This window comes from Veillonella seminalis, from assembly GCF_003992065.1.
Lineage (GTDB): Bacteria > Bacillota > Negativicutes > Veillonellales > Veillonellaceae > Veillonella_A > Veillonella_A seminalis.
The window spans coordinates 139,361-154,727 of the sequence record NZ_RQUZ01000005.1; the positions used below are offsets into that span (position 1 = coordinate 139,361).

Consider the following 15,367-nt stretch of genomic DNA (forward strand, 5'->3'; position numbering starts at 1 on the left):
TATTCAGTATAGGTTTTTGGCTGTACACAGGGGTAGGAGTAATACCAGCTGCTGTATTTATTATTTGGCTATTAACCAATGCATATTACGTTTATGATATAGAGTCAAAACGCAAAAAAAAGAGCTCTAAAAAATGATAATATAATACAAGCAAGCTTGAATAAGGTTAGTAGATTAAACAGTAATACAAATTTTAGTAGTGTAAAAGAAGAAATGTTGGTAAATATCGAGAATAATTATGAACCAGCATTAACTGAAGTTCAGAATAAATATAATCAAAGTAAAGGGAATGATAAGAAAAGATATAAGGATGGTTTGGATGCATTAAACGAAGAAAAAGAAGAAACCGCTGAAGATACTGTTAGGATATTATGCCGGCATATAGCACGATTAGAAGCGGACAATTCAAAATTAAGAGCCAATAATTTTGAACTACAAGAAAAAATTAAAAACCTAGAATTAATTATAGAAGAGCGTAATCAAGAAATTAAAGATTTACAGTCGCAAATCAGTGATAATAATAGAGCTATTGCTGAAATAAATCAGCTGTTAGCACAACAAAAATCTAATCTTAGTCAATCGAAAGCTGAAATAGAGCAATTAAATTCTCAGATTGCCAATGCTTCCGGTGATAAAGCATTGATTAGTGAGTTAGAAAATAAATTATCTGCAGCTGAAAATAGATACGGTTTACTGGATAAAAAATATCAAGAAACCTTATCTGAACAAAATAAATTAATAGATGAAAATGAAATATTAAAACAAAAAACACAAGACTTAACGTCTAAAAATGAAGAAGCAATGCGTGAGAAGGCTGCCATGTCAAAACAGTTAGCTGAAAAAGATGAAATTATTCATGGACTTCGGAAGGAAATGGAAATCATGAAACAATCTTTTGAAGCTGAAGTGCAACGTATAGAAGCTCAAAAGGTTGAAGATTCACAAATCCTTAGAAGTAAAGAAATATCAGATGCATTTAGACAGGGGTTACAAGTGCTAAACATGAAGTTTGTATAATAGTACCGTGGGTTTCAAGTGATACTATAGATGAATATGCAAATGAATTTAAATTATTGGCAGAAAAAAGGGTAAAAGTAAAATTAATTTTTGGAATAGGTTTTAATAGTAAAAATAAAAAGCGTGAAAGGAAAAATAAAAAGCATGAAAGGAAAAATAAAAAGCATGAAAGGAAAAATAAAAAAGTCTTTCTAAATCACAAAATGGTGTTAATAAGATTACATATTTTTTTAGAAATGCAAATCGAATAGAATTGTTTAAGTATAAAAAATGTGATACTCATGCAAAATTATTTATAGTGGATAATGAATGGTATCTGCTTGGTAATATGAATTTGCTTTCTTTTAATTATAGCGATAGGGAAGTAAAAGAAGATGAAATTGATAATCGGGAGGAATTAGTGGAGAAAATATATAATTCTGAGAAAATTAAGAAATATAAAGAGTTATTCTTTAAATTCTGATGATTATTAATATGGTGTAAAAAGAAAATACATTTTTAACAGTAAAAAAGGATGTAAATAACAAGATGTCTATTGTTACTTTACATCCTTTTTTCTATAGAATTGACTACAGGCCATGAAATTAAGTATAATCTAATTTAGAGTTATCTGATAGGAAGTAATAATTGAGGAGAAAGACTGATGAATGAAAAAACATTGCCTGTTTCGGCAGCGCGTTTAGAAGAGATTATAGCGGAGTATCCGACGCCGTTTCATATATACGATGCAAAAGGAATTGTGGATAATATTCGTCGTTTTATTAAAGCTTTCAGCTGGGCTAAAGATTTTAAAGAATACTTTGCCGTAAAAGCGACACCGAATCCATATATTATGCGTTTATTGCAGAAGGAAGGGGTAGGTGCGGACTGCTCTTCGTTAGCAGAACTTATTCTGTGTGAAAAAGTAGGTATCACGGGGGACGATATCATTTTTTCATCAAATGATACTCCGTATGAAGAATACGCCAAAGCTATGGAAATGGGTGCCATTATCAATCTTGATGACATTACTCATGTAGCTTATTTGAAAAAACACGGTGAGTTACCGAGCCGTTTGGCATTCCGTTATAATCCGGGCCCGTTAAAACATGGCGGCAACACGATTATCGGTTTACCGGAAGAGGCTAAATACGGCATGACCGGCGATCAGATTATTGAAGCTATTAATTATTGCAAAACACGCGGCATTAATCGTTTCGGTTTACATACTATGGTTGTATCCAATGAACTTGATATTAACGGCCTTATCGGTACGGCTGAATTGATGTTTGATTTGGCCTTACGAGTGAAAGAGGAAACAGGTATCGAAGTTGATTTCATCGATTTTGGCGGCGGTATCGGTGTAGCTTATCGTCCGGAAGAAACGCCGGTTGATTATGAAGCCTTAAGTACGGGCATTAAAGCAGCCTATGAACGCATGATTATCGACAATGGGCACAGTCCGATTTCCTTAGCCTTTGAATGTGGTCGTATGGTAACCGGGCCTTACGGTTATTTGGTAGCTACCGCCATTCATCGTAAAGATATTTATAAGCACTATATCGGTCTTGATGCTTGTATGGCTAATTTAATGCGTCCTGCTTTATATGGTTCGTATCATCATATTACGGTAGTGGGTAAGGAGAAGGCACCGCTTGATTATGTATATGACGTAACCGGTTCGCTTTGTGAAAACAATGATAAATTTGCTATCGACCGTAAATTACCGAAAATTGATATCGGTGATCGTATTGTCATTCATGATGCCGGGGCACACGGTCATTCCATGGGCTTTAATTACAACGGCAAATTGCGTTCTGCTGAACTGCTGCTTAATGAAGATGGCAGTGTAATCCAAATCCGCCGTGCCGAAACATTGGATGACTTATTTGCAACATTGGATTTCAGCGATTTATAGTAAAATTTCTATCTTTTTACTATAATTTGTGATATAATTAATTAATATTGAAAGAGTATGCGGCAGATTTTTCAAAGGCAAAAAAATCTAATAAGAGTCATATTTTTTTCATAATATTCATTTTTTTCAATAAATATAAACGAATTCATAGTATTTTAGTAGAAATTAACTTGCACAGTAAACAGTTAGACTGTATAATGTTTATTAGGAATAGATGTTGTAAGAATTGCTGTTTACCGAAGTGGTAGAATAATTTTGCTGATAAAGCGGTGTTTCACTTTGGTGGGATACCGCTTTTTTTATAACATTTAGCATTTAAGCTATTTATGACTTAACAACATAATTAATTATAAAAGGAGTGACTGTACAGTGTCAGAATTACTTCGCGTAGAAAATCTACACGTGTCCGTAGAGGGCAAAGAAATCCTTAAGGGGATTGACTTAACAATTAATAAAGGTGAAATTCATGTAGTAATGGGGACCAACGGTGCCGGTAAATCCACGTTGGCCAATGCTATCATGGGTAACCCTGTATATAAAGTAACCGAAGGGACTATTACTTTTGACGGTGAAGATATTACCGACGAAGCCGTAAACGATCGTGCTAAAGCCGGTATTTTTATGTCCTTCCAGAACCCGATCGCCATTCCGGGGATTACGGTAGAAAACTTCATTCGTACCGCAAAAGCAACTGTAACCGGTGAAAACGTACGTGCCTTGGCTTTCAAAAAAGAATTGAAAACTAAAATGGATGAATTGTCCTTTGACGCTTCCTATGCACAGCGTTATGTAAACGAAGGTTTCAGTGGCGGCGAACGCAAAAAGAACGAAATTTTGCAAATGTCCGTATTAAACCCTAAATTGGCTATGCTCGACGAAACAGACTCCGGCCTTGACGTTGATGCCGTTCGTATCGTATCTGACGGCGTAGATCGTTTCCATACGAAAGACAATGCTGTACTTATCATTACGCACCATAACTCCATCTTACAGAAATTAAAACCTGATTTCGTACACGTATTAATCGATGGCCGTATTGTTAAAACAGGCGACGCATCCTTAGTGGCTGAAATCGAAAGCAAAGGCTATGATGCTTACAAAGCGTTAGTTTAGGAGGCACTCATGGAAACTGGAAAGAAAACGTATGTGGAGGATATGGACCGTGGCGTCTACGATATAAAGAATGAGTTTGAATACTCCTTTAAATCGGATGCGGGCTTAACGGAAGATATTATCCGCGAAATTTGGGAAAATAAAAATGAACCGGAATGGATGCTTGATTTCCGTTTGAAATCTTTGCGCATCTATAATGAATTGGATGTACCAAACTGGATTCCTGACATCAGCGGCCTTGATATGGGCAATATCGTTACCTATGTTAAACCGAAAGTTGACATGAAAGGTGACTGGAACGAAGTTCCTGAAGATATTAAGAGCACATTCGACCGCTTGGGTATTCCGGAAGCGGAAAAAACATCCTTGGCCGGTGTAGGCGCTCAGTATGACTCTGAAGTTGTATACCACAGTATTCAGGAAGACCTTGTAAAACAAGGCGTTGTATATACTGATATTGAAACAGCTCTTCACGAATACGAAGACATTGTTAAAAAATATTTCATGACCTTGGTTCCGCCAACCGATCATAAATTTGCCGCTTTGCACGGTGCTGTTTGGTCCGGTGGTTCCTTCGTATACGTTCCAAAGGGAGTTCAAGTGGATATTCCGCTTCAATCCTACTTCCGTTTGAACGCTCCGGGGGCCGGTCAGTTCGAACATACTTTGATTATCATTGAAGAAGGTGCTAAAGCTCACTTCATCGAAGGTTGTTCTGCACCTAAATACAATGTGGCCAACTTGCATGCCGGTTGTGTTGAATTGTTCGTTAAAGACAATGCAACCCTTCGTTACTCCACGATTGAAAACTGGTCCAAAAACATGTACAACCTTAATACTAAACGTTGTACAGTCGGTAAGAACGGTACCATTGAATGGGTCAGCGGTTCCTTCGGTTCTAAAGTATCCTGCTTATATCCAATGAGTATTTTGGCCGGTGAAGGCGCTCATTGTGAATTTACCGGTGTAACATTTGCCGGTGAAGGTCAGTACTTGGATACCGGTGCTAAAGTAGTTCACGTAGCACCTCATACTACCTCTAATATTAATTCCAAATCCATTTCTAAGAGCGGCGGTGCCGCTATTTACCGTGGTGTATTGAACATCGGTAAAAATGCGGAACATGCGAAAGCAACCGTTTCTTGTGAATCTTTGATGTTGGATGAAATTTCTCAATCCGATACAATTCCATCCATTTCTATTGAAAATGATAATGTGGACTTGGGTCATGAAGCTAAAATCGGTCGTATCTCCGATGAAGCTATTTTCTACTTGATGACACGCGGTATCAGCGAGGAAGAAGCGCGTGCCATGTTGGTTCGCGGTTTCGTAGAACCGATTTCCAAAGAATTGCCGTTGGAATATGCCGTAGAAATGAACAATTTGATTTCCTTAGAGCTTGAAGGCTCTATCGGTTAGGAGGTACAGATGAGTAACGTATTATTTAATGAACTCCCAAGACCTACTTTCCGGTGGTTACAAGTAAATCATACTGAAGGTACGGTTGCCGGTGGTGATACAGCCGCAGCAGTTACGGTTAGCGCCAATGAAGGTGTTGTTACCGAACTTTTCGCTAAGGCTTTATTAAAAGCTGATTTTGAAGGAGCAGAAGCGACTTCTTTAGCAGCAGTAACCAATGAATATACCAAAGGTTTGGCTATTACTGTGCCTGCCGGCGGTAACGAAAAAGTAATTATTACCGTTGATGCCGAAGGTAAAAGCGTAGGTGACAGAACCCGCGTGGCTATTGATGTAGCTAAAGACGCATTTTTGGAAGTCTTATATGTAGTTAAGGGCGATGCCCAAACAGGCGGTTTGAACCTTTTAACAGAAGTTAAAGCAGCTGAAAACGCGAACGTTATTTTCAAAAAAGTACAGCTTCTCAGTGAAGGGGTACAGCAGATTGAACATCGTTACAGTCAATTGGCAGCTAACAGCAAAGTAGAATATTTAAACGTGGAATTGGGCAGTGGCGAAAGCTTCTTGCATTACACTCAGGACCTCGTTGGCGAAGAAGCTCATATCGTTCATGATTTAGCGTACTTAGGAGATAATAATCAGAAATTTGATATTTCCATGCTTATGTCCCATGTAGCACCTAAATCTGTCAGCGATATCCATGTGCTTGGTGCTTTAGGTGATAATGCGAAGAAATCGTTCCGCGGTACTTTGGACTTCATTCGCGGCAGTATTGCCTCTGAAGGTGCTGAAGAAGATACTTGTGTATTGCTTGATCCGACTGTTAAATCCGTATCCTTACCGTTATTGCTCTGTAAAGAAGATAATGTAGTAGGTAACCATGCGGCCAGTGCCGGTCAGCTCGATAAGACTAAATTGTTCTACTTGATGAGTCGCGGTTTCAGCGAAGACGAAGCTAAACATATTATCGTAGAATCTATGTTGCGACCTGTTATTGATCGACTTAATGATGAAGAATTAGAAGAGATTGTATTGCAAGCCGTACGTGCAAAAATTTAATTGAAGAATAAGAGGGTGTATTATGAAGTCGATTGCAGAAGCTTATAAAGATTTTCCTATATTGCAAAGAGAACATAAGGGTCATAGTTTGGTGTATTTAGACAGCGGTGCTACAACTCAGGTTCCGGAAAATGTAATTAATGCTTTGGAAAATCATTTAAAGAATCATAACGGGAATCCGCATCGTGGCGCTCATATCTTGGCGGTAGAAGCGTCTGAAGCATATGAAACGGCACGTGACACAGTGCAGCGTTTCATTAATGCCAAATCCCGTGAAGAAATCGTATTGACGCGTAATACTACGGAAAGTCTCAATTTAATAGCCTTCAGCTATGGTATGCATAATCTAAAAAAAGGCGATAAAATCGTTATTACCATTGCCGAACATCATGCAAATTTGGTAACTTGGCAACGAGTAGCGCAAACTACCGGCGCTACCTTGGAATATATGTATCTCGATGAAACCGGTCATCTTAAAGACGGCGAAATGGATAAAATCGACAGCCATACCAAGATTGTAGCGTTTGCTCATGTAAGTAATGTGCTTGGCATGGAGTTTCCGGTAGCTGAATTGATTAAACGTGCCCATGATGTAGGGGCTGTAGTTGTTCTTGACGGCGCTCAATCAGCTCCGCACAAGAAAATTGATGTTCAGGCTCTGGATTGCGATTTCTTCGTGTTTTCCGGTCATAAAATGTGTGCGTCCCAGGGCATCGGTGTTATGTACGGGAAACGCCATTTATTGGAAGAAATGCCGCCATTCTTATTGGGTGGTGACATGATTGAATATGTACAGGAACAATCCACTACGTATAACGAAGTACCGTATAAATTTGAAGCCGGTACTCCGAATGCGCATGGTGCTGTAACTTTGAAGGCAGCCATTGAATACTTGGAACAATTCGGTATGGACGAAATCAATGCGTATGAAAAAGAATTGGTAGCTTATGCATTGCCTAAGTTATTGGCCATTCCGCATGTCCATGTATTGGGTTCCGAGGATCCTAAAGAAAAACATGGTGTAATTGCGTTTACTATTGATGATGTACATCCGCATGATGTGGCCACGATTTTAGATAGCTACGGCGTTTGCATTCGTTCCGGCCATCATTGTGCCCAGCCGCTTGGAGCTTACTACAAAGTACCGGCATCCAACCGCATGAGTATGTATATCTACACGCGTAAAGAGGATATCGATATTTTCTTGGACGCCGTGAAAAAAGTAAGACCTACCATGGGTTTTGAAGATTAAGACATAGATTACAGTAGACTAGAAGGAGTTCCTTAGTATGGAAATGGATCAGTTATATACTGAGTTAATTTTAGAGCATAATCAGGATAAACGTAATAAGCGCTTGTTGGATACGTTTACCGTATCTGAGCATGGTCATAATCCAAGCTGCGGCGATGATTTAACGTTACAAGTTAATGTAGAAGACGGTATTGTGAAAGACGCTGCTTATACCGGTTCTGGTTGTGCCATCAGCCAAGCATCGGCTTCAATGATGATTGATATCATTAAAGGTAAAAGCGTTGACGAAGCATTCCGCTTAGTCGATATTTTCCTTGGTATGATCAAAAAAGAAGTAACCGATGAAGCTGAATTGGAAGAACTTGAAGATGCCATTGCACTTCAAAATATTTCCAATATGCCGGCTCGTGTTAAATGTGCCGTATTGGCATGGCATACGCTTAAAGAAGCATTAAAAAAAGAAGCTAAATAATCATTTATAAGAGTACAGGGGATTAAGATCTGCTATTTTCAGGTTCTCCGGTATGATATGTTATAATTGATTATATACAATAAAAGGAGTTAACCTATAACAACTTTGTTGCTATGTGTTAACTCCTTTTTAACAGGAAAATGCTAAACGATTCCTGTCAGATTATGTAGTTGATTGTTAATCTTCTTTTTTTGCACCCGGTTTTGGTAGTTTTCCCATGTCCTGTAAGAGTTTGACAATGCGCACACCACAGTTTTTACCGCCGCAAGAGCCTGTGCCCGCACCGGTGCGTTCTCTGATTTTAGGGATTGTATCACAGCCGTCATTGATGGCTTCTTTAATAGTTTTACGGGAAATGCTGCGACAGGTACAAACTTTGGTATACTTGTCTAAAATACTGTCGGGAACTTTTTGTTCTTCGAAATCCATATGCCTTACCTCCTATACTGCTTAGTATAGCTTTGTACATAAACTTTTACATAAAAAACTTTAATACTTATTAGTTTAATCTATCTATAATTCTATTGTAACATAGATTATGGTTTCTATGTTAAGAAAGAGTTAATAAAGAAAGGAAGATCCTATGATTTGTGTTTTATTCGACTTAGACGGCACACTTACCGATTCTGCAGAAGGCATTAAAAAGTCTGTTGTGTATGCATTGGAAAAGAAAGGCGTACCCGTACCGGGGGATGAGATTTTAACACTCTTTATCGGACCACCGATTGTTGACTCTTTGCGTGAACACTGCGGTATGACTGATGCAGAAGCTGAAGAAACATACGGTTATTTCAAGGAACGTTATGAAACCATCGGTAAATTTGAAAACCGTGTGTACGAAGATGTAGAACGCATGTTGGTTACTTTACGTCAAACGAATACCTATGTGGCTGTTGCAACGGCTAAACCTCAACATTTAGCTGACGAAGTTATAGCCCATTTTGGTCTTACCAAGTACTTTGAAGTTATTAAAGGGTCCGACTCCTCTCGTGGCATTACCCATAAAGACGATGTCTTAAAAGAAGCATTGGCTGCTATGGCTGAGATTTCCTCTAATCGCACTAAAAAAGACATCACCGGTTGGTACATGGTAGGCGACCGCAAGTATGATATGGAAGCGGCTAAGAAGTTCGGTTGTCGTGCTGTAGCCGTTACTTACGGATATGGTTCTCGTGAGGAATTGGAAAATTCCGGCGCCGATTACCTTTGTGATACACCAGCCGATGTTATCTTAAATATCGCTGTAGATACATTGTTATAATAATACTACTATAATACTATGGCCATAGTATTCAATTAATCGAATATAATAATAGAGGCTATCCCGCGTATTACGTGTTAAATAAACACCTAATATAGGGGATAGCCTTTTTAGTTGAAATATGCGAATTTAAGAATTTCTTATTCACGAGGTTGAGGATCTCGCTTTTTGGCAATGACATTGAATACTTTTTTACCGGTACTTTTTAATAATTTAGAACCGGTTTTCTTTAAACTCATACGAGTACGTGTCACACGTCCCATAGCCGATAAGGATGATTTTTTACGAGGTTTCATATCACGGATAGAACCAAAGTCGCCACGATTGATGCTGGTTGCTTTAACACGTTCGGCACCGAAAGATTGTTTTAACACTCGCATGATCAGTGTAGCCTGTAACGGTAAGTCAAAAGTATAAATATCTACGGCTACATAACCCATATCAGGATAGGCATGTACTGCGATATGACAATGTGGCGAAACGGCAAATAATACCACTTCATCATCCAAGACTTGACAACTGATTTCGTCAATCGGTTGTTGAGCTGCTTCGAGTGCATTTGTGACACTCTCCTGAATAATGAGTGGGGAGTTTACGACATCTTCCAAACAAGTATATAAATCTATTAATAAATGAGTTCCTATTGCGTTGGACATACTTACACCTTCCTTACTACGATTATCGTTATATATATTGTATCATATAATATATTTTTTTAATTAATCTATTAGGGTCTGGAATTTCTGATTTAGTGGGTCACTGTAAGAGGAAAGACCATCTGCAGTGAAGATAATTTCTTACTATGACCATAAGTTCAATTGTTTTATGAGTTTTAAGTATTCTAATATCCTTTAATTATACCTTGAAACAGGGTAGCTTGTAAAATGATAAAAGTAAAATCAAGGTAAGCAGGGAGGAAATTCTTTGTGATATTGAGAAAAACTATTATTTATATTTATGATGAGTTTAATGAATTATAGACACGTAAAATATAAAATTTATTCATTTCGTGGAATAGTTTCTACATTGAACATTTTAACTTTTCTGTTGTACATAGGATTTTAAAAGACTTAATTTAATATGAGTATTGGTTATACCTATATGGTTGATTTACATGATATGAGCGGTATGCTATTCTAAATCTATATGAAGTCGTACAGTAGTGCCGAGTGGCACAATACGATGTGGGAGGTCCTAAAATGAGCTTACAGTTGAAGAGAGATTATGACACGTTTGTATTAGAAGCAAAGAAGATTTCACCGGATCGAGTGTTTACAGATTTTTTACTTTGCTATGCGTACGGTATTGACGCATCCTGCTACAGTTATTTGCCTAAAGTAGTAGTAAAAGCAAATACGGAAGCGGAAGTAGTTCAATTAGTATTATTGGCTAACCGTTGCGGTACACCGGTAACATTCCGTGCTGCCGGCAGTTCTTTATCCGGTCAGGCATCTTCCGAAGATGTATTGATTGTTGCCAATGATGGGTTTAAATTTGTGCAGGTGCTTGAAAACGGCAATGCCATTCGTTTGGCTTGCGGTGTAATCGGTGCCGATGCGAATGAAGCTTTAAAACCTTACGGTAAAAAAATCGGTCCTGATCCTGCTACCATTACAACTGCTTTGGTAGGCGGTATTTTTAACAATAACTCCAGCGGTATGTGTTGCGGTACGGTTGAAAACTCTTACAAAACAGTTCGTTCCATGCGTGTAGTATTGGCTGACGGTACAATTCTTGATACAGGCAATCCTCAAAGCGTTAAAGAATTTATGGCCAGTCACAGCAAATTGGTAGATGATGTACTAAATTTGCGCAGTGAAATCATGACCGACAGCGAATTAGTAGATTTAATTCGTCGTAAATATAAAATTAAAAATACTACCGGTTACGGTATTAACTCTTTGGTTGATTTCGAAGATATCGTAGATATTTTAAACCATATCTTTATCGGCAGTGAAGGGACCCTCGGCTTCGTAAGTGAAGTTGTGTACAACTGCGTTGATGACGCTAAATACAAAGGTTGCGGTCTTTTATTCTTCGCTAAATTAAACGATGCATCCCGTGCCGTAGTTGCTTTGGCCAATATGTCCCGCGATAAAGTCGTGGCTGCTGAAATGATGGACTATTTAAGTCTTAAGAGTGTACAACAATTACCGGAAGTTCCATCCTTTGTACATGGTGTACCGGAAGGGACCAGCTGTATTTTATTCCAATCCGAAAGCAATGACGAAGCTACTTTAGACGCTAATTTGGAATATATTAAGGATCAATTAAAAGATATTCCGACGGTTATTCCAAGCTTGTACTCTAAAGACGCAAAAGAATATGATGCATGGTGGATAATTCGTAAAGGTTTGTTACCGATTGCTGCCGGCTTACGTCGTCCGGGTACTACTGTTATTACCGAAGATGTTTGCTTTAAAATTGAAGATTTCACCGACGGTATCGAAATGATTACGGAATTGTTTAAAAAATATGATTTCGAAGACAGCGGTATTATTTTCGGTCATGCTTTGAGCGGCAACGTTCACTTTATTATTACACCTAACTTTAACGAACAACGTGAAATGGATAACTTCTCCGGTCTCGTTAAAGAAATGGCTGAACGTGTAGCCGGGGTAGAAGGTTCCATTAAAGCAGAACATGGTACAGGTCGTATGGTTGCTCCGTTTGTTGAATTAGAATGGGGCAAAAAAGCTTATGCCGTTAACCGTCGTATTAAAGAAATCTTTGACCCTCAACGCTTATTAAATCCTGATGTTATGATCACGGATGATCCGGATATTTACAAAAAGAATTTAAAAGCTATGAGCGATATCGATCCATTATACAATATGTGTATGGAATGCGGTTTCTGTGAACGTAACTGTCCGAGCCGTAACTTAACATTGACTCCACGCCAACGTATTTCCTTGCTTCGTGAAGAACAGTGTTTACTCAAAGAAGGCAATACAGTAATGGCTGAAGAACTCAAAAAAGGCTACGAATATTACGGTGTTGACACTTGTGCCGCTTGCTCCATGTGTTCCATGCTTTGTCCTTTAGGTATTGACACAGCTCAAATTGCGATTTCTATGCGCAAAATTAATCCGAAGGGTCGCGGTTTGGCACATGCTATTTATAACAACTTCAGTACTACTTTGAAAGCAGCTAAGGTAGGGGCCACCTTGGGTGGTGTAGCCGGTAAAGTAGCTACGAAGACCTTATTGGCTAAAATTTCCGAAGATGCTCATGAATTAACCGGTTTGACACCATATGTACCGACAACTATGCCGAAAGCCAATACATATAAATTGACGAATAAACGTAATCCGGCATATCAGAAAAATGTAGTATACTTCAGTACTTGTGCTAACCGTGCATTCCGTCAGAATCAAGGTTATGCCGATACTCGCAGTTTACAACAAGTATTCGAAAGTTTGTGCGATAAAGCAGGGTACAATGTGATTTATCCGCCTCATATTGAAAACTTATGTTGCGGCTTAAGTTTTGAAAATTATGAAGAAATCGACAAACAAGCTTTGGCTGATTTAACCGAAGCATTGACTAAGGCCAGTGAAGGCGGCGTTTATCCGATTGTTATCGACCATTCCGCATGCTTCAATCATGCATTTAAACATATTAAAGGCTTGAAGATTCTTGATATTTCCGAGTTCTTGTATACAATTTTACCTGATTTGCATGTAACGAAATGCGATGAATCGGTAATCGTTCATAAACAGTGTAAGATTAAGACTTTGAATAAAGGCGATTATATTGAAAACTTGGCTCGTGCATGTACCGATAAAGTATTTAATATCAAATCCTTTGCATGTTGCGGTTTTGCCGGTCAAAAAGGTTTCTTCACACCGGAACTCAATAAATCTTCAACTAAATACTTAGCCGAAGAAATTAAAAACTTAGGTTGTACATTAGGTGTAAGTTCCAGTTCAACTTGTGAAACCGGTCTTGGTGAAAACGGCGGTATTCCGTTTGTAAGCATTGCATACTTGTTAGACCGTTGTTCTACAAGAAAATAATTTACTGTAAATACTATACGTAAATAATGATGCTTGTGTATGGGTGAATATAGTAACTCATACAGATGTATCATTAACTTGTTAAAAGCGTCTTAGACGGACGGCTATTGAACTAAATAGAGTGATATGATATAATTACTTCCGATAACGATATATTATCGTAAGTAATGTAATTTGAGAATCTAGGGACATCTTAGAACGCTTTATAAGCCGCTTATTTAAGCCATTTATCCGCGAATTAATGTATCTCTCGCGTTTTCTCAATAACTGCCAAATTCCCTCGTTTTTTATTTCTTTTTCGGCAAAATATCGGCAAAAATCGGCAAGCTTGAAAAAACATGTATTGAACTGCTAATTATCATCGTATCGTTCTTTCTCTTCTTTTATTGATAATAATATTGAGAATATAAAATCATCGCTTACGGAAATAGAGATTCGGTAGTCTCTGCGCTGCTGCGGTTCTCTTTTCTCTATCCGGACGGCACGATGTGCATGGCCTAATCGTCCACGATATCGGCTTCCCTTTGCCGGCTTTTTCTTCATTAATTTCTTTACATGTATCATTATTATCCAATATTTGTTGATGTTTCATGAATAGTATGTTAAATTATAAACAGTATTTCTCTCATCTCAAAATAGGCAAATACTGTTTCATCTGCCTTTATAACAAATCGAAGGATGGTATTTATATACGCTGCTGTATTTGCCAAGGGAATGAAATTTTTCACGGCTTTTTAGAAAAAGGAAGCGATATGATGTTTTGCACTCAATGTGGTAAAAAGATTCAGGATGATGCTAAGTTTTGTCCCTATTGCGGTGCGACGATTCACCATGCTGAAGCTCCAAAAGAAACTGTCGAACCCGCAGAACCTGAAGTCCCCGTAGGATCGACCGAAGAACCTCGGCAACAGGTGCACAACCTCCCCTCACGGGTACGGAATCTGTGGCCGAAGGATAGAAAACAACGGGTACGGATGTGGAATCGTTTTGTTGTCGCCGTCTTGGTTTGTATGATGGGGGCATTTCTATACTCTGTTCATGACGACGGCTCCGATGTCAGCAAAGAAGAACAAGCGCTGTCAGATCCGGCAAAACAGGAGGAAAAACAAGCACCGGCTCCGGTAAAAGAACAAAAACCAGTCAAGTTACCGGCCCCAGCTTCTATTGCCAATTTTGAAGTAGATAAAAATGTGATAGGCGAACCAGTTGCTTATATTCAGATACAAAACGACAGTGATAAGACTATCGATGGCTTTAAGGTCCATTTATCGGCTAAAGATAACTTTGGCCAAGAGGTTACTGAATTCGGCTATGGTGACCCTTTCACCGTGCTTATAAATCAGGATACCATCGAGCCACAAGGCCTATCGGATGGGACTTATCACTGGACCCTTCATGGGTTGGAAAATGGGACAAAATTTCACATCGAATTAGCTGAAATTCATTATACTAACGGTACGTCATGGCACGCTTTATAACTACCTTCACCAAAATATCTTAGCCTTTAAAATTATGGATTTACCGTTAGTTTTACGCAGATCAACAAGAAAGTACTCTTCTAGAAAACATAAGAGGGAATTGGGTAAATCCATTGATTTACGTGATGAAGAATTAAATACTATTTAGAATTTGCTGCTGCTTCTTTTAATTTATTATCTAGCGTCTTTGATATTAATAACTGTATTCTTTCTGTCTTTTTTTCCTTTTTTATATTATTTTCACTTACATCATATTTTTTTAGTAAATTGCAATATGAAATTGAACACTTTTAAAAACCCAGTAACTTATTAACTTCTTCAATGAATACTTCTTGTGGTGTCCGGTAATTTAGAATTTTGCGTGGCAGTGCATTACACCA

General features: G+C 38.3%; 12 protein-coding genes and 1 pseudogene. 11 read left to right on the forward strand and 2 right to left on the reverse strand.

Annotated elements, in window-relative coordinates; translation table 11 throughout:
• Positions 1-156: 156 nt before the first annotated feature.
• From EO126_RS04835 to sufU, 7 genes are all read left to right on the forward strand, one after another.
• On the forward strand, positions 157-1,017 hold the full coding sequence (locus EO126_RS04835; RefSeq protein ID WP_127007768.1) for a coiled-coil domain-containing protein: 861 nt from the start codon (positions 157-159) through the stop codon (positions 1,015-1,017).
• 643 nt (positions 1,018-1,660) lie between these two features.
• Positions 1,661-2,914, forward strand: coding sequence for a diaminopimelate decarboxylase family protein (locus tag EO126_RS04840; RefSeq protein ID WP_127007770.1), 1,254 nt, complete (start codon positions 1,661-1,663; stop codon positions 2,912-2,914).
• A 369-nt stretch (positions 2,915-3,283) separates the two neighbouring features.
• On the forward strand, positions 3,284-4,027 hold the full coding sequence (sufC, locus tag EO126_RS04845) for a Fe-S cluster assembly ATPase SufC (protein WP_127007772.1): 744 nt from the start codon (positions 3,284-3,286) through the stop codon (positions 4,025-4,027).
• A 9-nt stretch (positions 4,028-4,036) separates the two neighbouring features.
• Positions 4,037-5,446, forward strand: a complete 1,410-nt coding sequence (gene sufB / locus EO126_RS04850) for a Fe-S cluster assembly protein SufB (protein WP_127007774.1) — start codon at positions 4,037-4,039, stop codon at positions 5,444-5,446.
• 9 nt (positions 5,447-5,455) lie between these two features.
• Complete coding sequence (locus tag EO126_RS04855) at positions 5,456-6,505, forward strand: SufD family Fe-S cluster assembly protein (RefSeq protein WP_127007776.1); 1,050 nt, start codon at positions 5,456-5,458, stop codon at positions 6,503-6,505.
• A gap of 22 nt (positions 6,506-6,527) precedes the next feature.
• Positions 6,528-7,757 carry a SufS family cysteine desulfurase gene (locus tag EO126_RS04860; RefSeq protein WP_127007778.1) on the forward strand — a complete coding sequence of 410 codons (1,230 nt, stop codon included), beginning with the start codon at positions 6,528-6,530 and terminating at the stop codon, positions 7,755-7,757.
• A gap of 37 nt (positions 7,758-7,794) precedes the next feature.
• Positions 7,795-8,229, forward strand: coding sequence for a Fe-S cluster assembly sulfur transfer protein SufU (gene sufU / locus EO126_RS04865; RefSeq protein ID WP_127007780.1), 435 nt, complete (start codon positions 7,795-7,797; stop codon positions 8,227-8,229).
• Between the two features lie 177 nt (positions 8,230-8,406).
• On the opposite strand, the gene EO126_RS04870 is transcribed toward sufU, so the two are convergent.
• The gene (locus EO126_RS04870) at positions 8,407-8,658 is read right to left on the reverse strand and encodes a (2Fe-2S)-binding protein (RefSeq protein ID WP_006556772.1); all 252 of its coding nucleotides are present in this window, start codon (positions 8,656-8,658) and stop codon (positions 8,407-8,409) included.
• A gap of 154 nt (positions 8,659-8,812) precedes the next feature.
• Here EO126_RS04870 and EO126_RS04875 point away from each other — a divergent pair, with 154 nt between their 5' ends.
• Positions 8,813-9,490 (forward strand): HAD hydrolase-like protein, encoded by a 678-nt coding sequence (locus EO126_RS04875; RefSeq protein ID WP_127007782.1) that lies wholly within the window; start codon positions 8,813-8,815, stop codon positions 9,488-9,490.
• 140 nt (positions 9,491-9,630) lie between these two features.
• Here EO126_RS04875 and EO126_RS04880 read toward each other — a convergent pair whose 3' ends face one another.
• Positions 9,631-10,146: an S-adenosylmethionine decarboxylase family protein gene (locus tag EO126_RS04880; RefSeq protein WP_127007784.1), complete on the reverse strand. Its 516-nt coding sequence runs from the start codon at positions 10,144-10,146 to the stop codon at positions 9,631-9,633.
• A 543-nt stretch (positions 10,147-10,689) separates the two neighbouring features.
• Between EO126_RS04880 and EO126_RS04885 the strand changes: the two genes are divergently transcribed.
• The 3 genes and pseudogenes from EO126_RS04885 to EO126_RS10925 all read left to right on the forward strand — a co-directional run.
• Positions 10,690-13,509, forward strand: coding sequence for an FAD-binding and (Fe-S)-binding domain-containing protein (locus tag EO126_RS04885; protein WP_127007786.1), 2,820 nt, complete (start codon positions 10,690-10,692; stop codon positions 13,507-13,509).
• 755 nt (positions 13,510-14,264) lie between these two features.
• Entirely contained in the window at positions 14,265-14,987 is a 723-nt protein-coding gene (locus EO126_RS04890; protein WP_225723653.1) for a zinc ribbon domain-containing protein, read from the forward strand.
• Positions 14,977-15,129 (forward strand): annotated as a pseudogene (locus EO126_RS10925) (IS30 family transposase); the annotation flags it as partial. The gene EO126_RS04890 and the pseudogene EO126_RS10925, both read left to right, overlap by 11 nt.
• Positions 15,130-15,367: the final 238 nt, after the last annotated feature.

Bases quoted from the DNA above. Each gene is read 5' to 3' on its own strand.
- EO126_RS04840 (WP_127007770.1), top strand. From the start codon at position 1,661: ATGAATGAAAAAACATTGCCTGTTTCGGCAGCGCGTTTAGAAGAGATT.
- sufB (WP_127007774.1), top strand. From the start codon at position 4,037: ATGGAAACTGGAAAGAAAACGTATGTGGAGGATATGGACCGTGGCGTC.
- EO126_RS04855 (WP_127007776.1), top strand. From the start codon at position 5,456: ATGAGTAACGTATTATTTAATGAACTCCCAAGACCTACTTTCCGGTGG.
- EO126_RS04860 (WP_127007778.1), top strand. From the start codon at position 6,528: ATGAAGTCGATTGCAGAAGCTTATAAAGATTTTCCTATATTGCAAAGA.
- sufU (WP_127007780.1), top strand. From the start codon at position 7,795: ATGGAAATGGATCAGTTATATACTGAGTTAATTTTAGAGCATAATCAG.
- EO126_RS04870 (WP_006556772.1), bottom strand. From the start codon at position 8,658: ATGGATTTCGAAGAACAAAAAGTTCCCGACAGTATTTTAGACAAGTAT.
- EO126_RS04875 (WP_127007782.1), top strand. From the start codon at position 8,813: ATGATTTGTGTTTTATTCGACTTAGACGGCACACTTACCGATTCTGCA.
- EO126_RS04880 (WP_127007784.1), bottom strand. From the start codon at position 10,146: ATGTCCAACGCAATAGGAACTCATTTATTAATAGATTTATATACTTGT.
- EO126_RS04885 (WP_127007786.1), top strand. From the start codon at position 10,690: ATGAGCTTACAGTTGAAGAGAGATTATGACACGTTTGTATTAGAAGCA.
- EO126_RS04890 (WP_225723653.1), top strand. From the start codon at position 14,265: ATGTTTTGCACTCAATGTGGTAAAAAGATTCAGGATGATGCTAAGTTT.